Below are 19,336 nucleotides of genomic sequence, written 5' to 3' on the forward strand. Positions count from 1 at the left end.
TTTCGTAGGCATGCGACGGCAGCTTTTGGCCGATAGCAGCCGGTCGTTCCGTAGGCTGCACGCCATCTGTGAGCTGGCAGTATCGGCCCGAGGAGGGGAGATCAAAGTTGATCCAGACGCGGCCATTTGCATGTGGAACAGCAGGATCAGTCATGTGATTGCCCTTATCGGCTCGTACTGTCCGCCTTCAATCGTCAATTGTCCTGGTTCCAACCGGGACGTGCTTAACCACCATTAGCCCGGTTGAACTGCCAACGCGTGGAACGACCCGCTATGCCGGCAAGTCTACCTGTTGAATCGCCCCGGGTTTCGTAGACACCTCCATGCCTTAAAATGAGGCCCATTAGGAGGTGCCATGAGCAACCAGCGTTATCCCGAAGAGTTCAAAATCCAGGCGGTCAACCAAGTGACCGAAAAGCAGCTTCCTGTCTCGGAGGTGGCTGCCCGATTGGGTGTGTCCGTGCACAGCCTCTACGCCTGGATTAAGCGCTACACCAAGCCCCAAGAGCAGCGCGTTCAGGAGGACGATCAGAGTGCCGAGCTTCGCCGTCTACGTGCTGAGCTAAAGCGGGTGACGGAGGAGCGAGACATCTTAAAAAAGGCCGCCGCGTACTTTGCCAAGGAGTGCGGCTGAAGTACGCCTTTATTAAGCAGCTTGCGGGTGACTACTCCATTCGACGTCTTTGTCTGACGCTGAAGGTTCATCCCAGCGGCTACTACGCATGGCTATCCGAACCAAAATCTGCGCGAACCAAGGATGATCAACGACTGCTCGGTTTGATCAAGCATTCCTGGCTGGAAAGCGGTGGTGTTTATGGTTATCGCAAGATCCATGATGACCTGCGCGAGGTCGGCGAGAGCTGTGGCCGCCATCGGGTGGCTAGGTTAATGCGCCTTGAGGGTTTGCGTTCTCAAACTGGGTATCGGCGACGCCCAGGAAAATCTGGCGGCAAACCAGCGGTTGCCTCACCAAATTTATTGAAGCGCCAGTTCGATGTCAGAGAGCCCAACAAAGTCTGGGTCACCGACATCACCTACATCCGAACATATGAAGGCTGGCTGTATTTGGCCGTGGTGCTCGATCTGTTTTCACGCCAAGTCGTTGGCTGGTCAATGAAGTCACAAATGACGAGCGACTTGGCCATCGATGCACTGCTAATGGCGGTGTGGAGGCGTAAGCCGAAGCAGGAAGTAATGATTCACTCTGATCAGGGCAGCCAGTACAGCAGCTCTGATTGGCGCAGCTTTTTAAAGGCCAACAACCTGGTCGCCAGCATGAGCCGTCGAGGTAACTGCCACGACAACGCCGTAGCTGAGAGTTTTTTCCAGCTGCTGAAACGGGAACGAATCAAGAGAAAAATCTACACCACGCGGCAAGATGCTCGTGGGGATGTATTCGATTACATCGAGATGTTTTACAACCCAAAACGACGTCATGGTTTCAACAATCAACTGTCACCGGTAGAGTTTGAAAAGCGTTACACAGCGAGCTTGGAGAGTGTCTAGAAAACCCGGGGCGATTCACTGTATCTACTCATGGGTAAGGTACAGCGCAATGGATAAGACAATCACCGTCGATCAACTAGCGACCACCGACCTTGGATCAATCAACGAAATATGGCTTGGCGAGACGCATACCCAGCTATGCCTATGGCGTGGCGAACAGGTCTTCACCCACGAGATGATGAGCGAGGGCACCCACGATCAGAATGTCCAACGCCTGTGCTTGCAGTTGGTCAACCCTGACGATCAAACCGCCGTAGCCAGCGTCGAGGTAATTGTGCGCGAACGGCTGAAAAAAATGGGGAAGGAGGGCGAGTTTTATCCCGCAGAGGAGGCTGATACTCATCAATAAGAAGATGAGTATCGGCCATTTATGGGGAGTCAATCCAAGGCCTGTGCTAGATGAGCAAGCCCCGCGCTACAACACTGGCGATGAAGACCTACAAGCACGGGTTTGCGCAGTCGCACAGGCGATCTCCGGTCGGACGCATTTGTAGCTCCGTTATGTGGAATGAGCTCCGTGCGCAGTAAAAACTGAATAGCCCCTGATTTCATAGACGCGTTCCAGTGTTTGCGGCCACATCAGGTCCTGTCTGGCCGCGTGAGCGTCATGCAAGCGTCCACAAGTAAATCCTGAAACTGTGGCTGCATCTCGACGTTGGACACGGTGAGGATATAACCGTCCGCATCAATGCCACGAGTTTGGAGTCGTTCCATGAAGCCGTGCGTGAGTTGTTGCGCGCCCAATTCATCGGGATAACCGCCACGGCGATGGCCCCGACCATCACCAAGGCGAGTGACGGGTCCCAGGCCCCGGTCACTGTGCCGTGATCTCGATCTGTGGCAAGACGCTAAACAGCCCCCGCAGCAATGGCGCAATCACCAGGCCAAGCAGAAACAACGCTTTCTCGCCCCAGCCCTCACTGCCAAACCGCATCACGCTGCCCAGCAAGCCGCTGATACCTGCGACAACTTGATCCAATCAATGCTCATTCTGCAGTTCCTGCACAGGAGAGTGGGTGAGGGCTGTTGATCAGCGAACCATCATAACCATCCGGGCGGGTCGGGGTCTGCGCAAGTCAGATTTTGCTGCCGCCCCCCATGGAATGGGTGAAGCCCTGCTTCCAGTACTAAAGGAGGTGTCAATGCCCGCTAAAGGACCATTTCGGTCTGACGCCATAGGTTTAGGCTCAGCTTTGTGATCGTCAACGATGACAACAAGACGCGCCGCATCACCTGCGAGATGAGTAGAAAACCTCACTGACTCCCGTGTCTCCATAATAAAAAGAGGATTTATCATGAGTAGCACCTTCTTCATTCCTTCCGTGAACATGATGGGCATTGGCAGCCTCGACGAGGCGATGCTCGCAATCCGCAAGTACGGGTTCCGCAAAGCCTTGATCGTCACCGATGCCGGCCTGGCCAAAGCCGGCGTGGCGGCCAAGGTCGCCGGCCTGTTGGCCCAGCAAGACATCGACTCCACCCTGTTTGATGGCGCCAAACCGAATCCGACCGTCAGCAACGTGGAAAAGGGCCTTGAGCTGCTGGCCCGCAGCGACTGTGATTTCATTATTTCCCTGGGCGGCGGTTCACCCCATGACTGCGCCAAAGGCATTGCCCTGTGCGCCGCCAACGGTGGGCACATCAGCGACTACGAAGGCGTCGACCAATCCGCCAAGCCACAAATGCCACTGATCGCCATCAACACCACCGCCGGCACGGCGAGTGAAATGACCCGTTTCTGCATCATCACCGACGAAGTCCGCCACGTGAAAATGGCCATCGTCGACCGCAACGTCACCCCCCTGTTATCCGTCAACGACCCCTCGCTGATGGCCGCCATGCCCAAAGGCCTGACCGCCGCCACCGGCATGGACGCACTGACCCACGCCGTCGAAGCCTACGTGTCGACGGCGGCCACACCGATCACTGATGCCTGCGCACTCAAAGCCATCGAATTGATCTCGGCCAACCTGCGCACCGCCGTTGCCCAGGGTGACAACATGACCGCCCGGGAAAACATGGCCTACGCGCAATTTCTTGCCGGCATGGCCTTCAACAATGCTTCGCTGGGTTACGTGCACGCCATGGCGCACCAACTGGGCGGTTTCTACGACCTGCCTCACGGCGTGTGCAACGCGATCCTGCTGCCCCATGTGTCGAGCTTCAACGCCAGCGTATGTCCGGCCCGGTTTAAGGATATCGCTCATGCGATGGGGGTTGAGACTCAGCAACTGGATGCGGAGAAGGGCGCTGCGGCGGCTATCACGGCCATCCGTAAACTGTCTGCGGATGTGGGGATTCCGAGTGGGCTTGTTGAGCTGGGTGTGAAGGCTGACGATATTCCGACCCTGGCAACCAATGCCATGAAAGATGCCTGCGGCTTTACCAATCCGCGTCCTGCCAATCAGGATGAGATTGAGCAGATTTTTCATACGGCGATGTGATTGATGTGAAGTGATGCTGGAGAGAACGCCCCGCCTTTGGTTGAAGTGCGGGGTGTTTTGGTTTTGTTCGCCGATAGGGTTGGAGTGGCTCACTGGCTTGGCTGGAAGTGGTCTGTCATGAGCGGCTACTGTCGGCCATTAGTCCATGCGCTGCATGGAACCGGTCATCTGGGCGATTTCCGCCAGTTGGTGGCGCGCGCCTTTTTTGAAGGTGCCGCTGGCGTGAGCCAGCTCCTGACCCAGTTGGCCGAGGCCGTGGGAGTCGCGGGCGACGCCGTCGATCAGGCCGGTGATCTGGGTCAGAAAGTGATCGAAACGGGTGGCAAGGGAGACATGCACTTTTTCCGGACTGCCCTTGACGGCCTCACCGCTGAACTGCGTGGTGACGGCGAGCATTTTTTCGAGCATTTCCTGGCTTTCTACCGCTTCTGTCTGGCTGTGCACCGCGAGGTAGAGCAGGGCGACCGTCTCCATCACCACGTAGAACGCGTGGACGAAAATCATGCTCCAGCCGCCGTGATGCTCCATCACAAACACCGGGAAACCCTGGTGCTGCAAGGCATGAAACACCACGTGGTGTACCGCGATGGTGACAGCGGCCACCAGGATAGGCAGCCAGTCGCGGTAGAACGTCAGCACCGCCAGCAGCGCGAAGATACCGAAGTGCGATTCGATGACACCCTGGGCCTGGTTGATGTGCAACGCCGCCATGACCATCAGGCCGACGCCAAGGGCGCAACGCATCAGGCGGGTGCCGCCGATGACGCGATAGGCCAGGGTCAGCACCACGCTGGTGCCGCCGCCTATGAAAAGCGCTTGAAGCAGCGTGTCGTGCCAGAACGCCAGGCCCAGGGAGAAGAGGGTCATCAGCCAGATCAGGGCGAGCATGATGCGGTCGGCTTTGCGGTAGTGCTCGATGAAACGGGCTTGGGCAGGCATTCACTCGTACTCCATGTGGACGGGCCGGGGTGAGGCAAGCTTGCGACGTGCCATACGAGCATGCGGGGAGCGAATCGGGTGTAGGGGAGCGGGGGTTGATTGATGGTAGGAGGTTATCGGCGTTTTTGGGTGGGGCTTTAGGGGGGATAAGCCAGAAGCTGCTTGTTACGAGGGGCAGCAATCGGCTTGCAGCCGGTCGCGCCCGACGCAGTCGATCAAAATCATCTGCTCATTCACGGTTTGAGGGGGCGGGAAAAATTCAGACGCCTTGAAGGTCGATGACTCAGCTCTTGTAGAGTAACGCCTCAACTACAACGCCAAACGCTGACGAATGTTCACGGCGATTGGGGTAGTAGAGATGGTAACCGGCAAAGGGTTGGCACCAATCTTCCAACACCCGCACAAGGCTACCGTCGGCAAGCTCCTTCGCCACCATGTCCTCTGGCAGGAAAGCCAAGCCACATCCCGCCACGGCCGCACGCAGAATGGGCACGCTGCTGTTGAATGTCCATTGGCCTTCGACGCGGGCCTTGAGTTCGTGGCCATCCTTTTCGAAATCCCATTGCATCAGGCTGCCGTGAGTCGGCAGGCGCAGGTTGATGCAGTTGTGCGCCGCCAGATCTCTCGGTTCCATCGGGTAAGGCCGCTGCTGGAAATACTGCGGTGAGCCGACAACGGCGATGCGTAACGATGGCCCGATCGGCACGGCGATCATGTCCTTGGCCACCTGATCACCCAGTCGAACACCAGCGTCATAGCGCTGCGCGACGATGTCGGCGAGGGCGTAATCGACGGTGATTTCGACCTTGATGTCCGGGTAGTCGGGCAGCACCTTCAGCAGCTTCGGCCAGAGAATATTGTTCGCCGCATGCTCGGACGCCTGAATCCGCACATTGCCGGCGGGGGTATCGCGAAACTCGCTGACTGCCGCCAGCTCCAGTTCAATTTCTTCAAAGCGCGGCGCCATCGCTTGATACAGGCGTTGGCCCGCCTCCGTTGGTGAAACACTGCGTGTAGTCCGCGTCAGCAAGCGCACGCCCAGCCGGGTTTCCAGTGCCCGCAGAGTGTGGCTCAGCGCTGACTGCGAAACGCCCAGTTGCGCGGCAGCACGGGTAAAACTGCCTTCGCGGGTGATGACCACGAAGGCTTGCAGGTCGTTGAGATTGGGGCGGGACATTTGATGAAAACCTCTCATGAGGAGCGCGTGATTATTCCATGAAAGCAGGTCGCGCACGGATGCGCGACCCTTGGTGCGCTGATCACAAGGTGCGTGAGTAAAAATCCGTCAGTTTGTCGATCGCCGCATCGACATAACGCGGCACCCAGTAGGTTTCAATGTGGGTGGCGCCATCGAGGATGAACACTTCCTTGTCGGTGGTGCCGGTGGCTTTGGGGAACGCATCCTGAGTCATGTACAGGCTGTCGGCCTTGCTGCCGGCGATCATCAGCAACGGTTGATTGATCAACTCGATATGGTCGGTGGCGTCGAAACGCATCAGGTCAATAAGGCTGCTGGTGGTGTATTTGAAGGTCGAGTTCGGGTGCGCGTGGGTTTTCCAGTAGTACTCATAACCTTGGCGATACAGTTCGAAAGGCAGTTTGGCAATCTGCTCATCGGTGAGGTTGGCATCCCCCGAATACAGCACCGCGCCCCGCGCTGCTTCTTGCGCGCGGGCTGCTGATGCCTGTTGCAAACGTTGCTGGATGCTGTCCATTTGCGAGTCGTTGTAGCCGTTGCGGCGTACTCGACCCGAGTTGAACATGCTCACCGTTGCCAGGGATTTGAAGCGTTTGTCGGTTTGCGCCGCCGCCAACGAATAACCACCGCCGCCACAAATGCCGAGCAGGCCCAGACGATTGTCATCCACGCCAGCGAACTGGCTGATGAAATCGGCCATGCCGTGAATGTCTTCGATGCGATACGCCGGTTTATCGATGCTGCGCGGCTGACCACCGCTGGCGCCCTGATAGGCCGCATCGGCCGTGATGGTGATGTAGCCCTGTTCGGCGAGGCGCTGGGCATACAGACCGGCGACTTGCTCCTTTACGCCGCCATTTGGATGCGCAACCACCACGGTCGGGTAGGTCTTCTTCGCGTCGTAGTTGGCAGGCGTGTAGACGTTGGCGGCGATGTCCAGACCGTTGAGCTTATAGCTGACCGGGTGGATGTTGACCCTGCCCGGTTCGTTGCGGGTGATCGCGCCGTCGTAGGCGAGGGTGAATGGGTTCTTCTTGTAGTCGGCGGCCAAGGCTTCGCCTGCCGAGAGGCCGACCAATGCCGACATGAACGTGGCTTTGAGGGTGTTCTTCACGTGAAGCTCCTGAGCAAAAAAAGGACGGCAGTTGCGAAAGTATTTGGGTCAGTCCAGCTGTTTTTCTTTGAGGAACTGCGCGACCAGGTCAGCGATCTGCACGTTGTTCAGATCCGACATGGGGAAATGGGTATTGCCGTGAATGCCAATCTCCGGCAGGTGTATCAGTCGCACATCACCGCCATGGCGATTGACCGCGTCACGCCAGAGCCGGGCCATTTTCAGGCGTGCGCGCCAACTGTCCTGAGCGGGCAGATCGACTGCCTGTTCCGGGATGTTGTCGCCGTACAGGATCAGAATCGGAATGCGCGTCAGTGCCATGAATTGCTCCATCGGCACCGCTGCGCCTTGCACCGTGTCGAACGCGCTGGGGATCGGCGCCGGCACTTCACCGTCAGCAAACACGAAACTGCTGCCCGGTTCGAACGCCACGATGGCTTTGACCTTGTCGTTCTTGATCGCCGTCAACCAGCCCGGCCCGCCGCCCTGAGAATGGGTAAACAGGATGCCGGGGCCGATTTTGTCGAACAGCGCCGACACACCATCGGAGACCACGCCCATGTCAAACGGCCCGGTGTTCGGTGTCATAGCCCTGAAAAACTGCTCGCGGGTCTGGGCGTCCTGTGCCACTTGCACGCCGTTGAAGTAGCGGGGCCAAAGGCCGATACGGAACTGGTTGAACCACAGTTGTTCGTCCGGCACAGGCTTGATGGTAGTCTCGACCATGCTGCGCCCGGCATCACCACGCCGGGGTTGATCGATCAGATAGACGCCGTAGTGGCGGCGCAGAAAGATGTTCTGAAAACCCTCGCGACCATCGGCGGTGGTTTCCCAGGTCTTGGAAAACTGACCTGCGCCGTGCCACATGACGATGGGCAGTTTTCGCGCGTCCACCGGGATTTGATAGAAGGCGTAGGCGTGGTCACCGTGGTAGGTCTGACCGTTGGGCGTCATCGGTTGGCGCGGGTTGAAGGTGCCCGGTGCCGTGGTCATCGTTCCGCCGGCGGCGAAGCTGCCTTGTTTCTGGATCAGCAGCGGGCCTTCGGAGTGGTTCGCGCAGGCCGCCAACAGGCTCAACAGCATGACGCTCAGCAGACGTTTTGCAGTTCTCATGTCACTTCCTCGACGCCGCGAGGGCTTGGACCAGCGCTGCGTTGGCCCGCTCGGCAGTCTGTGCATCGCCATGCTTTTTCAGCAGTTCGGTGACTAGGTGCAACTGTGCTGCGCTGAGCCCGACGCGCAGGCTCGCCGCCATGTGCGAGCGCAACTGAGGCTCGACCCCCGGCGTCGCTGCCAGCGCTCCGACAGTCGCCAATTCGCGACTTTGCCAGTCGAGGTTGTCGCGCTCGAAGATGTCGCCGAACAGGTGCGTTTGCAGGAACTGGTTGATCACTGGGGCGAACTCGAACACCGGGCCTTTGACCGGGGCGCCGGAGATTTTCGTTTGATTCGCCGTACCCGCTGCCAATAGCTCATCCCCCACCGGTATCACCCGGCTCGGCTCACGCCCCGGCGCATCGTCAAGGCCGCGTTGTTTGCGCGCCTGCACCACGGTCATCAATTCATTCAAGGCGTTGAGGCTGCGCGGGAAGCCGACGTAGGCGTAGAGCTGCACGAGGACTTCGCGGGTTTCGCTAATGGTCAGGCCGGCATCAAGCCCTTGGTTGAGCGCCGTGTTGAGGTTGGGCATGTCGCTGGTCGCCATGAACGCCGCGATCAGTGGAATGGCTTGTTGCTGGCTCGACAAGCGGGCTGCGCTGGCGGGTGTGCTGGTCATGGTGGGCGAAGCCTCGGCTGCTTGAGTGGTGACGCTGAACATCGCCCCGACGCTCAGGCAGAGCGCCATGAGTGTGGGGAGGGCAGTGCGGTTGCGGGTGTCAGTGATCATCGTGAAGGGCTCCATCCATTGCGGGGCGCTGCGGTGTTGCTGGATCGTAAGGAGGATGGTTGTGGCGATTAACCCCGAAATAGCGCATGGACTCATGAGCAGAACTCATGAGTCGACGTGCGATAACCGCTGGAATCCCGGTGCGGGCAGGTTGTTACGGGGCATTGAGGTTACGTGGCGGTTCGCCGCGAACGTGCCGGTCGAGCAGCTTCGACACATTCCGTAACTTTATTGGCCGGCGTATTGCGCCTCCGAGACCTGCTCCGCCCAGGTGACGGTCTTGCCATCCTCGGCTTCAGCGATGGCGATGTGGGTCATGCCGTTGCTGGCCGTGGCGCCGTGCCAGTGACGGGTGTTCGGTGGAATCCAGACAGTGTCGCCCGGATGGATCTCCTGACGCGCGCCACCCTCTTGCTGCACATAGCCGACGCCGGCAGTGACGATCAGCGTTTGTCCCAGCGGATGGGTGTGCCACGCCGTGCGTGCGCCGGGTTCGAAGGTCACCGTGCCGCCACCGATGCGCGCGGGCGCTTCACCTTTGAACAGGCCATCGACGCGTACAGAGCCGGTAAAGTTTTCCGCTGCGCCCTTGATCGAAGGCTGGGATCCGTTCGGCGTAACGCGGATTTCGCTGGCGGCCTGGGACTCTGCCGCCATCAGTGACAAAGCAACGAGTGGCGCAATCAATCGGTTCATCGGATGAGTTCTCCGGTCAGACAGAGAAAGCGACGCCGCACATGGCGCCGCGTCGGGCAGACTCAGAGTCCGGTCATTTTCAGTGCCGACTCCGGCAGACGTTCGCCGTGCACCCGAATCTGTGCCATCTGTTCGTTGATCACGCGCAGATCGTCGCCGTTCAATTGCAGCTCGACCGCGCCCAGGTTTTCTTCCAGGCGATGCTGTTTGGTCGTGCCCGGTATCGGCACAATCCACGGTTTCTGTGCGAGCAACCAGGCCAGTGCCACTTGCGCCGGCGTGGCGTGTTTGCGTTGCGCGACGGCTTTCACCACATCGACCAACGCCAGATTGGCCCTGCGCGCTTCAGGGGAAAAGCGCGGGACGAAATTGCGGAAATCGCTCGCGTCGAACTGCGTGTTCTCGTCGATCTGACCGGTGAGGAAACCGGCGCCCAGCGGGCTGAACGGTACGAAGCCGATCCGCAGTTCTTCCAGCACGGCTAGCAGTTCCAGCTCCGGGCCACGCCAGAACAGCGAATATTCGCTTTGCACCGCCGTGACCGGTTGCACCGCGTGGGCCCGGCGAATGGTTTCCACACCCGCTTCAGAAAGGCCGAAATGCTTGACCTTGCCCTCGGCGATCAGATCCTTGACGGTGCCGGCCACGTCTTCGATGGGCACCTGGGGATCAACGCGGTGCTGATAAAACAGGTCGATGCAATCGGTGCGCAGACGCTTCAACGCCGCTTCGGCCACGGCGCGTATATGCTCCGGGCGGCTGTTGGTGCCGCCGCCACGTGCGCCGGTGATCAGGTCGATATCGAAACCGAACTTGGTGGCGATGACGACCTGCTCGCGGATCGGCTGCAAGGCCTCCCCCAGCAGCTCTTCATTGGCGAACGGGCCATACGCTTCGGCGGTGTCGAACAAGGTGACGCCTTGCTCGTGGGCCGAACGAATCAGCTTGATCATGCTGGCTTGGTCGGCTGCCGGCCCGTAGGCCGACGTCATGCTCATGCAGCCAAGACCCAAGGCGGACACTTCCAGGCCATTACCCAACGTGCGGATTTTCATGGAGTTACTCCGTACAGAATTCGATTAGTGCGTGAGAGGGTGATCTTTCAGCCAGCCGTTCACGCGTTCCATGGTCTTGCGCTCCTGCTCACCCTCCATCACAAAACCTTCCAGCACTTTGGCCTTCGGCGCATGCTTGACCAGCACACGGCGGCTGTTGCCCAGGCCATATCCACCATGGGTGTTGAAGGGGATGAGGGTCTTGCCGGTCAGATCGTGGGCGCTGAGGAATGCGCGCACGATCGGCGGGGCGGTTTCACCCCAGATCGGAAAGCCGAGATAGATCGTGTCGTAGTCGCTGAGGGCGTGAACCGTGTTTTGCAGCTCGGGTTCGAAGCCACTGTCACGTTCCTGGCGCGCCTGTTCCACGGTTTGCAGATAGTCCTCGGGGTAGGCGTGGACGGGGCGAATCTCGAACAGATCGGCACCCAGTCCACGCTGGATCAGCCCGGCGACCACGCGGGTATTGCCCGAGCGCGAGAAATACGCGACCAGAATCCGCGAGCCCGAACGCGGTGTTTCACTGGCGCCTTGCGCGTCGGCGAGCGACAGCAGCGGGGCGCTGGCCAGTGCGGCGATGACCGTGCGCCGCAGCGGATCGTGATCGGTACTCATCGACCGACGCGCGCCTTGAGAGCCTCGGGATAGCGCTCGCCTTCGATGCGGATCTGCGCCAGCGCGGTATCAATGGCCTTGAGTTCGGCAGCGTCGAGGGTGATGTTCGCGCCGCCGAGGTTTTCTTCCAGGCGATGCAGTTTGGTCGTGCCCGGAATCGGCACAATCCACGGTGCCTGCGCGAGCAGCCAGGCCAGCGCGATCTGGGCCGGTGTCGCTTGTTTCTGCGCAGCAATCTGACGGATCAACACCACCAGACCCTGATTTGCCTGCAGCGCCGACTGGCTGAAACGCGGGACGATGCTGCGGAAGTCGTCACTGCCATAAGTGGAATCGGCCGACACCGTGCCGGTGAGAAAGCCTTTACCCAATGGACTGAACGGTACGAAGCCGATGCCCAGCTCCCAAAGGGTCGGCAGGATTTCCAGCTCAGGCTCGCGCCACCACAGCGAGTATTCGCTTTGCAGCGCCGTGACCGGCTGTACCGCATGGGCGCGACGAATGGTTTGCGCGCCTGCCTCCGACAGGCCGAAGTGCTTGACCTTTCCTTCGCTAATCAGGTCTTTCACCGCCCCGGCAACGTCCTCAATCGGCACGTCCGGATCGACGCGGTGTTGGTAGAGCAAATCGATGTAATCGGTCTTCAGTCGACGCAACGAACCCTCGACGGCTATTCGAATACGTTCGGGCCGGCTGTCCAGAGCCTGTTTTGTATTGTCGGTGCCGACGGCGAAGCCGAATTTTGTAGCGATCACAACCTGGTCGCGAACTGGCGCCAGCGCCTCGCCGACTACTTGTTCATTGATATAGGGGCCGTAGAATTCGGCGGTATCGAAGAATGTGACACCTCGTTCAACGGCTGAGCGGATCAGTGCGATGGCTTGTTCGGTATCCGTGGCCGGGCCATAGCCATGGCTCAGACCCATGCAGCCGAGGCCGAGGGCGGATACTTCGAGTGAACTGTTGCCGAGTGTGCGTTTGTGCATGTCGATCTCCCGTTGGGCGTGGGGAGACAGTAAGCGCGCTAACGACTGAGGACTAGACGGGTAAATCGGCAAGGCTTCATGAGGTTTGCTCATCAGTCCCGGAAGAGGGGCGGTGGCGACTGTCGAATGAAGGCTTGCCTCACGGTAGGCCATCACCGCTCGTACACAAAAAATCTGACACTCTCTTGATCGTTCGCTTTTGGCTGTTCTCTGCCGATCAAGGTTACAGCCTGTGATGGTCAGCTGCGCCGGCGGTATACTGGAGGGATTCCAATATACCCCGCGCCTCGCGCCCAGGCAGACCAGGGACGGTTGAATGATCCGCATCAGAACCAATTTGGCTCCTCGATGGAATCGGCAGATCCGAGAAGCCACCACGCCTCTGACAGTGCTGTCCCCCTACATCACAGAAAACAGCACGCTTAAGCTCTTGGCCAACAAGCAAGCAACGTTTTACACACGGTTCGAGGTAAGGGACTTCGTCTGTATGGCGTCAACAATCGCTGCCTTCAAGCTGTTGCTCATCAACAAGTGCACGATTTACGAGGTGAAGGACCTTCATGCGAAAGTCATCATGGACGAGGCTGACTTCGTCACACTTGGCAGCCAGAACCTTACCTTCAGGGGGGCCTCGAAAAATAAGGAGTTGAGTGTTTGTTTCGATAACAGTAAAGCCAATTCTTGTGAGCGAGTTCGGAGCGTGGTCAATGATTGGATTGACGACCCGGATCTGGAATTGATCGACTGGGCCAGGGTGTTGCGGATGGAGAAGGATGTTCGCTTAGCCAAAAAGGCTTTCGAAGAATTCAACGAAGCGATGTCCAAGATTCAGGGTAAAGCCGATACCTACCAAGCCAAGCGAGTCCAGGTTGCTCGGGATCAGCAGGAACAAGAGAGAGCTGCACGAAAGGCTAAGAACCTAGCTGCAATTGGTGCTGCCGTTCGGTCTGGCGCACCTTCCGGCACGAAATACACCGGAACAGTAAAGCCATCTGAGGGCTCTGCACGACTGAAATTTGATGCGAAGGTTGACCTGCTCCAGTGGACCAGGAAGAACGGCATCGTGCTCCCCCGGATGATTAAGTCGAGCCGTTGCCTATGCGTGCTCAATCAACAGAAGGTCGGCTGGGCAAGGCTTGCGAGCCAACAAATCACGAAATTCGCTCAAAGCATGACCATTGGTGGGATTCTGCCTAAACCGTTCGATCGGGTGGATGTGACACTCTCCGTCACCCCAAAAGATCTTGCTCGGGCGCCTTCCGACACGACTCTTGTTGCCATCTTGAAGAACGAGAACGGGACCGAACTGTGCATGGTCCCGGTTCTCGACTCAATCGACGAGATCAGCGTTCTCGACACGCTAGGACCCAAGCGAAAGCCGTCGGGTAAAAAGCTCAAGCCAATCGAGCAGCTCAGAACCGATCTGAAGAGGTGGATTGATAGCAATAGGGCTGACTTTGAAAGCCTACTGAGCCGCCACATCACCAGTACTACCCCTCTGAAGAAACGGCTCGATGGGGTCAACGCGGATGTGTTTTTTGAGGGAATGGATACGGTGGTCGATGTGACAATGGTCTTTAAAGGGCGCAACGGTACAAAGCCCATTCTTGTCGCGACCACCAGAAGCTGAAATCCCACACCTGCCTGACATCAGTGGAGTGTCCGTTTGGAGTCGAAAACGGCGTTTCGTAATGGCGGCAAATGGCCTGAAACCGCTATTGAGCGCAGCATGAGCGGCGACTTACTCAACTAAAGCGGCATCGTCGTCGCTGAGCCGCCGTAGATGCCTACAGCGCCTCGGCGATCAGTCGATTGAGCTAGTTGAGTAGCCTGGACAGCGTCCGGTTTCAGCTAGACGGCACCTCCCGATCCATCAACTTACCCATCAACATCACCCCCAACTCACTGAGTTGATGAATAGCCAACGCCACATCACGGTCTTTCCCGCTCAGCTCGTCCGACAGATCAAGCAGCAACGCGCTGACCGAGGCAAAGGTTTCATAGCTATTGGTGATCAAACTTTCACTGCTGGCATCAGCAGCCACACTGAACAGCGCACCCGACGGCGGGGCGGTTTTGGCGGAGGAGGGATTGAGATAGTGATCCAAGGCACGTTGCGCGGCTTGGTTGAGTTTCAAATCGGGAGATCCCGGAGGATTCGGCGTTACCTTGAACATATCAGTAGTTTTCCTGAGCAGGGCCCTCACCACGTCGCTACTAAACGAAATGGGGTGGCGGCTGTACGCAGGTTAGTAGACCGGGGAAACTACAAAAGCCGGCGCGTCCGAAGACGCCCTGCGCACAGCCACCATCAAGCACAGACAAGAAGGTCTGATAGATGCTGCTTATGCACTTGCAGTTAACCTCGGGCTACTAAACCCGATCACTGAGGTTTCAGCGACCGAGCAACCTTAGAGACGCCAACCCAGGTGCACAAGCCGGCGGATTCTGCCGCAACTGTAGGCAATGGAGCAAGGTGCGGTGCTCACTGCCTCCAGCCACGGGACTGAATTCAATCAGTCCCGTTTTCCTCGATTAAGCAGGCTGGGCCGCCAGGCTATTACTCACCTTGCGCCCCAACACCAGCACCGTCACAAACCCGGCGCCCACCAACGCGGTCGCCAAACTCAACAGCACCGAAGTGCCCATCTTGTCGACGATCTGCCCGCCAAAGAACGAGCCCACGGCAATGATCACCTGAAACAACGCGACGAACAGCGGCATGCCACGCTCCACATCCTTGGGCGCAACCACAAACATCCAGATACTCGCACACGCCGGGAAGGCACCGAAAGCAAAGCCCCACAGTGCGATCAGCATTACTGCGCCGCTCATGCCGGTGGCGAAGTAGGGGAACAGGGCGGTGCTGGTGCCGATCATCAGCGCCACCAGCAGCAAGGTGTGGCGCACGCTGCGGTTGGCGGCAAAGCCGGCGAAGACGTTGCCCATTACGCCGGCCACGCCGTAGAGCAGCAGCAGGGAGCCAATGGTCGGGCCGTCGAAGCCGGAGCTGTTTTTGAAGAACGGCGCGACGTAGGTGTACGCGGCAAAGTGGGCCAGGCCGATCAGCAATACGGCGATCAAGCCAACCCGTGCTTGTGGGTTGATGAACAGGGCCGGCAGGTCGGCGATGCGAATGGCTTTTTCCGGTTCGAGGCGGGGCAGCAGGAACATCTGCGCCAGCAGTACCGGGATGCCCACCAGCGCGGTGACGAGGAAGGTCATGCGCCAGCCCATCAGGCCGCTCAGCCAGGTGCCGACGGGTACGCCGAGCACGGTGGCCAGGGTCACGCCCATCATGATGATCGAGGTGGCTTTCGCGACGCCCACGCCCTTGGGCGCCAGGCGGCCGCTGAGGGCGATGGCGGTGGCCCAGAAGCCGCCGATGCTGATGCCCAGCAGGACGCGGCCGAACAGCAGCAGGCTGAAGTCGCTGGCGTAGGCCACCACCATGTTGGCGATGATCATGATCAGGGTCAGGCCGATCAGCAGGTAGCGACGGTCCATGGCGCCAATGCCCACCGACAGCAACGGGGCGGCGAGGGCGGCCATGATGCCGGGCAGGGTGACCATCAGCCCGGCGTGGCCGGCGCTGATGCCGAGGTCGGCGGCGACGTCGTTGAGTACGCCTACCGGCAGGAACTCGCTGGTGACCAGGGCGAAGGCGCCCACGGCCACCGAGAGAATCGCCAGCCACTGCTGCAGGACGGTTTGTTGATTATGTTCGGGGAGGCCGCTAGGGGCCCGGCTTGCGCTTGGCATGGTGTTGGGTTCCGGGAGGAGATTTCGCCTGCGGACAGACGGGAGGGAGAAAGTGGAGGCGATTATAGGAATGGGTTTTGGTAAGCCAATAGGCGACCGGTTCGATAGTAATCATCAGTCTCGTTGATAAGACTGCCTGCGTAGAGCGTTTTCTTCCGTGTAGACCCTCTCGATTGCCCATGGCCCGACTCCGCGCGTAATCCGGCCCGATCCCGCGCGCCAGAAAAAATCCCCCGCTGCATCCTGAGCCTAGGCATGTCGGTTTTTGCTGATGTGCCGAAGCGTTTCAAGGCCGATCAAACAATAATAAAGAGGTGCTTATGCCCGTGCTTCATTGCTCTTCATCCCTGGTTGAACGCAGCGCGCTTCACGTGTTGGTGTGTGCGTCGACACTTGCGCTGTCGTTGACCGCCTGCGCGGCCACCCCGGATCCCGCGAAGCCTTATCCCCATGCACAGGAACCGATCGGCGACGTGCAGGCCATCTATGACGGCAGGCTCAGCGAGGACTTGGCGGTCACTACCTTCCGTAATACCGACCGATTGTTCCCGACGCGCACGATCAAGGCGGGCGGCCATCCGTTCCCGTTACCTCGTAGCAGCCAGCCACTTGGGCCGGTTGCCTTTGACTATAAAGGCAAGCATTACAGCCTCGATGACTACGTGGCGATCAACCGGGTAACCGGGCTGTTGGTGCTCAAGGACGGCAAGATCGTTGATGAGCGTTATGAAAAAGGCAACACCGCCGACACCCGGTGGATGTCGATGTCGGTGGCCAAGTCCATCACCTCGACGCTCGTAGGCGCGGCGCTGCAGGACGGCTCCATCAAGAGCCTGGATAACAAGGTCACCCGTTATTTACCCGCGTTGGCCGATAGCGGTTACGACCAGGTCACCGTGCGCCAGATCCTGTCCATGCGCTCCGGGATCAAGTGGAACGAGCAATACACGGACCCTACCTCGGACGAGCGCCACTTGATCAAACTGCGTAGTGAACAAGTGCCCGGGTCGCTCCTCAAGTTCATGGCCAGCCTGCCCACCGCCGCGCCGCCTGGCACTCGCACCAACTACAGCACCGGTGAAACTCAAGTGTTGGGGCAACTGGTGAGCGCTGCGGTGGGCAAGCCACTGACGCAATACCTGAGCGAGAAGATCTGGGCGCCTTACGGCATGCAAACCGATGCCAAGTGGTGGCTCGACGGCCTCAATGGCAATGAAGTGGGCGGCAGCGGTATCAGCGCGACGCTTGAGGATTACGGGCGTTTTGGGCAGTTCGTGCTCAGCGGCGGCAAGGCCGGTGGGCAGCCAGTATTGCCTGAAGGTTGGTTGAGTTTTGCCAGCGCGACTACGGGTTCAGATGCGGCGTACGGTGACTTTGCGTCCATGTGGTGGCCAGGTTGGACCGACGCCTCCAAAGCGGATAAAGCCTTTACGGCGGCCGGTACGTTTGGTCAGTACCTCTACATCAATCCGACCAGGAATGTGGTGATCGTGGTGTGGCAGGCGCAGACCAAACCCACGGGTGGCAAGGTGATCGACGATATGTTTGCCTTTGATGCGGTTGCCAAAGCGCTTCAATAACCGCGAAGTACCTGTGGCGAGGGAGCTTGCTCCCGCTGGACTGCGCAGCAGGCCCATTTTTTGGGGCCGCTGCGCGGCCCAGCGGGAGCAAGCTCCCTCGCCACAGGTTATGGGCTACTCAGGTAGTGTGTACCTCACATCGCCGCCCGCAACGACCGTGGTGAAAGCCCATAATGTGACTTGAACCTCACCGCAAACCGTGACGCCGACGCATACCCGCACGCACTGGAAATCTCCCCGATGGAATCCCTGGAGGTTTGCAGCTGTTGCAACGCCGCCCCCAGCCGAACATTTTCCAGGATGGCCCTGAAGCTCGCATCCTCATTGGCCAGCTGCCGACGCAACGTCGATTCCCCCAGATTCAACTGCTGCGCGACCGTGGCAACGGTCCAGTCCCTGGACAGGTTGCTGCCGATCAACCGCTGCACGCGTTCACTCAAGGGGTCGTTGCGATCCATCAGCAACGGTCCCGCCTGGCCGGCCAGGCACAGGCAGAGCAACACGGCCTCGCCATAGTGGGTGCACAGGGCCGACGGGGCGCCGGTGCTCAGTGCGGTCAGCAGTTGGTCCCAGGCTTGTCGGGTCTGTTTGTCCAGGCGTACGCACAGGTCGGCATGCATGCTGCCCTTGAACTGCGCGCCATACCGGGCAACGAAGTTACGCAACACCGGCACCGGAAACGACACCACGTCGGCGATGTAGTCACCCTGGGCACCGGGAAAGTTGGTCACCCCAAGCTCGCGGCCCGCCGGCAGTAGAATCAGGTGTTGTGGGCCGGCGCGCATTTCGCGCTCATCCCACTGCATCAGTTTTTGCCCCTGGCGCACGCGGCACAGGGCGCTCATGAAGATCGGCACGCGTTGCAGGGTATGGTGTTGCCGGGCCCTGATCACGCAGCTTTCGATGATGCTTTCCCGGTGCCGCAGACCTTCGTGAACATCCATCGTGACTAGCGTCCGTAAGGGGCCGTGATTGTGGCCTTGGCCAAGCTGTTGGCATTGAGCATGTAGCCGACCAGGGCGCCGCTGGATTGATTGTCGATCGGCAGGGTGGTGACTTTCAACGCCCACACGGTGAATTGATAGCGATGCGGTTTATCACCCACGGGCGGGCAAGCGCCGCCGAAGCCGGGTTGGCCGTAGTCCGTGCGGCCTTGCACTGCCCCGGCCGGCAGGTGGGTGCCGACATTGCTCGGCAGGCTGGAGACGGTGACGGGCAGGTTCACCACCGTCCAGTGCCACCAGCCGCTGCCGGTCGGGGCGTCGGGATCGTAGACGGTGATGGCGAAGCTTTTGGTGCCCGCCGGGGCGTTGGCCCAGGACAGGGCAGGGGAGGTGTTGCCGCCGCTGCAGCCGAAGCCGTTGAATTCCTGCAGGTGCGTCAGCGGGCGTTGGTCGGCAATGTCCGGGCTGTTGAGTGAGAAGCTGGCGGCGTGTCCGCTGGCGGCCATGAACAGGGTAATCGCGGGGGCAAGTGCTTTGAGTTTCATCGCGGTGGTGTCCAGGCGTGGTTTGAGCCTTGATCCTAAACAGCGCAGGGGCACGGCACTGCGC

Annotated in this window: 17 protein-coding genes and 4 pseudogenes; 5 read left to right on the forward strand and 16 right to left on the reverse strand. The window is 59.4% G+C overall.

Annotated elements, in window-relative coordinates:
• Window positions 1-355 precede the first annotated feature (355 nt).
• Together V6607_RS13605 and V6607_RS13610 are read left to right on the forward strand one after the other, a co-directional pair.
• Window positions 356-1,506 (forward strand): IS3 family transposase gene (locus tag V6607_RS13605; protein ID WP_134326149.1). Its coding sequence is split into 2 segments (ribosomal slippage): window positions 356-590 and window positions 590-1,506, totalling 1,152 coding nucleotides; the frame shifts between segments, so codons are not numbered across the junction.
• A 49-nt stretch (window positions 1,507-1,555) separates the two neighbouring features.
• Window positions 1,556-1,855 (forward strand): hypothetical protein, encoded by a 300-nt coding sequence (locus V6607_RS13610; protein ID WP_134326299.1) that lies wholly within the window; start codon window positions 1,556-1,558, stop codon window positions 1,853-1,855.
• A 239-nt stretch (window positions 1,856-2,094) separates the two neighbouring features.
• Here V6607_RS13610 and V6607_RS13615 read toward each other — a convergent pair.
• The 3 pseudogenes from V6607_RS13615 to V6607_RS13625 form a co-directional block, all read right to left on the reverse strand.
• Window positions 2,095-2,220 (reverse strand): annotated as a pseudogene (locus tag V6607_RS13615) (nucleotidyltransferase domain-containing protein); the annotation flags it as partial.
• Between the two features lie 14 nt (window positions 2,221-2,234).
• Window positions 2,235-2,324 (reverse strand): annotated as a pseudogene (locus V6607_RS13620) (DUF6691 family protein); the annotation flags it as partial.
• Window positions 2,325-2,332: 8 nt separating this feature from the next.
• Window positions 2,333-2,473: pseudogene (locus V6607_RS13625) on the reverse strand (YeeE/YedE family protein); the annotation flags it as partial.
• A 328-nt stretch (window positions 2,474-2,801) separates the two neighbouring features.
• Between V6607_RS13625 and yiaY the strand changes: the two are divergent.
• Entirely contained in the window at window positions 2,802-3,950 is a 1,149-nt protein-coding gene (gene yiaY / locus V6607_RS13630) for an L-threonine dehydrogenase (protein ID WP_076016933.1), read from the forward strand.
• A gap of 141 nt (window positions 3,951-4,091) precedes the next feature.
• On the opposite strand, the pseudogene V6607_RS13635 reads toward yiaY, so the two are convergent.
• The 9 genes and pseudogenes from V6607_RS13635 to V6607_RS13675 all read right to left on the reverse strand — a co-directional run.
• A pseudogene (locus tag V6607_RS13635) lies at window positions 4,092-4,889 on the reverse strand (methyl-accepting chemotaxis protein); the annotation flags it as partial.
• 283 nt (window positions 4,890-5,172) lie between these two features.
• Window positions 5,173-6,066, reverse strand: coding sequence for a LysR family transcriptional regulator (locus tag V6607_RS13640; protein ID WP_003209726.1), 894 nt, complete (start codon window positions 6,064-6,066; stop codon window positions 5,173-5,175).
• An 82-nt stretch (window positions 6,067-6,148) separates the two neighbouring features.
• On the reverse strand, window positions 6,149-7,201 hold the full coding sequence (locus V6607_RS13645; RefSeq protein WP_134326300.1) for an alpha/beta hydrolase: 1,053 nt from the start codon (window positions 7,199-7,201) through the stop codon (window positions 6,149-6,151).
• 48 nt (window positions 7,202-7,249) lie between these two features.
• The gene (locus V6607_RS13650; RefSeq protein ID WP_173406085.1) at window positions 7,250-8,194 is read right to left on the reverse strand and encodes an alpha/beta fold hydrolase; all 945 of its coding nucleotides are present in this window, start codon (window positions 8,192-8,194) and stop codon (window positions 7,250-7,252) included.
• Between the two features lie 121 nt (window positions 8,195-8,315).
• Window positions 8,316-9,089 (reverse strand): carboxymuconolactone decarboxylase family protein, encoded by a 774-nt coding sequence (locus V6607_RS13655; protein ID WP_003209734.1) that lies wholly within the window; start codon window positions 9,087-9,089, stop codon window positions 8,316-8,318.
• A 228-nt stretch (window positions 9,090-9,317) separates the two neighbouring features.
• Window positions 9,318-9,785 carry a cupin domain-containing protein gene (locus tag V6607_RS13660; RefSeq protein WP_008432610.1) on the reverse strand — a complete coding sequence of 156 codons (468 nt, stop codon included), beginning with the start codon at window positions 9,783-9,785 and terminating at the stop codon, window positions 9,318-9,320.
• A 62-nt stretch (window positions 9,786-9,847) separates the two neighbouring features.
• On the reverse strand, window positions 9,848-10,840 hold the full coding sequence (locus tag V6607_RS13665) for an aldo/keto reductase (RefSeq protein ID WP_008432612.1): 993 nt from the start codon (window positions 10,838-10,840) through the stop codon (window positions 9,848-9,850).
• A gap of 24 nt (window positions 10,841-10,864) precedes the next feature.
• Entirely contained in the window at window positions 10,865-11,455 is a 591-nt protein-coding gene (locus V6607_RS13670; RefSeq protein ID WP_134326301.1) for a flavodoxin, read from the reverse strand.
• Window positions 11,452-12,441, reverse strand: a complete 990-nt coding sequence (locus V6607_RS13675; RefSeq protein WP_003209745.1) for an aldo/keto reductase — start codon at window positions 12,439-12,441, stop codon at window positions 11,452-11,454. The genes V6607_RS13670 and V6607_RS13675 overlap by 4 nt, the downstream gene beginning before the upstream one ends.
• A 316-nt stretch (window positions 12,442-12,757) precedes the next feature.
• Between V6607_RS13675 and V6607_RS13680 the strand changes: the two genes are divergently transcribed.
• The gene (locus V6607_RS13680) at window positions 12,758-14,071 is read left to right on the forward strand and encodes a phospholipase D family protein (RefSeq protein WP_134326302.1); all 1,314 of its coding nucleotides are present in this window, start codon (window positions 12,758-12,760) and stop codon (window positions 14,069-14,071) included.
• Window positions 14,072-14,288: 217 nt separating this feature from the next.
• Here V6607_RS13680 and V6607_RS13685 read toward each other — a convergent pair whose 3' ends face one another.
• On the reverse strand, window positions 14,289-14,618 hold the full coding sequence (locus V6607_RS13685) for a DUF6124 family protein (protein ID WP_134326303.1): 330 nt from the start codon (window positions 14,616-14,618) through the stop codon (window positions 14,289-14,291).
• Between the two features lie 358 nt (window positions 14,619-14,976).
• The gene (locus V6607_RS13690; protein WP_003209751.1) at window positions 14,977-16,203 is read right to left on the reverse strand and encodes an MFS transporter; all 1,227 of its coding nucleotides are present in this window, start codon (window positions 16,201-16,203) and stop codon (window positions 14,977-14,979) included.
• A 320-nt stretch (window positions 16,204-16,523) separates the two neighbouring features.
• On the opposite strand from V6607_RS13690, the gene V6607_RS13695 reads away from it, so the two are divergent.
• Complete coding sequence (locus V6607_RS13695; RefSeq protein ID WP_338743953.1) at window positions 16,524-17,783, forward strand: serine hydrolase domain-containing protein; 1,260 nt, start codon at window positions 16,524-16,526, stop codon at window positions 17,781-17,783.
• A 134-nt stretch (window positions 17,784-17,917) separates the two neighbouring features.
• On the opposite strand, the gene V6607_RS13700 is transcribed toward V6607_RS13695, so the two are convergent.
• Together V6607_RS13700 and V6607_RS13705 are read right to left on the reverse strand one after the other, a co-directional pair.
• A complete protein-coding gene (locus V6607_RS13700) occupies window positions 17,918-18,727 on the reverse strand; it encodes an AraC family transcriptional regulator (RefSeq protein ID WP_134326305.1) in 810 nt (269 codons plus the stop codon).
• Window positions 18,728-18,732: 5 nt separating this feature from the next.
• The gene (locus V6607_RS13705; RefSeq protein ID WP_134326306.1) at window positions 18,733-19,272 is read right to left on the reverse strand and encodes a YbhB/YbcL family Raf kinase inhibitor-like protein; all 540 of its coding nucleotides are present in this window, start codon (window positions 19,270-19,272) and stop codon (window positions 18,733-18,735) included.
• Window positions 19,273-19,336 lie beyond the last annotated feature (64 nt).

It is taken from the genome of Pseudomonas sp. KK18 (assembly GCF_037094675.1).
In the GTDB taxonomy this organism is placed as follows: Bacteria; Pseudomonadota; Gammaproteobacteria; order Pseudomonadales; family Pseudomonadaceae; genus Aquipseudomonas.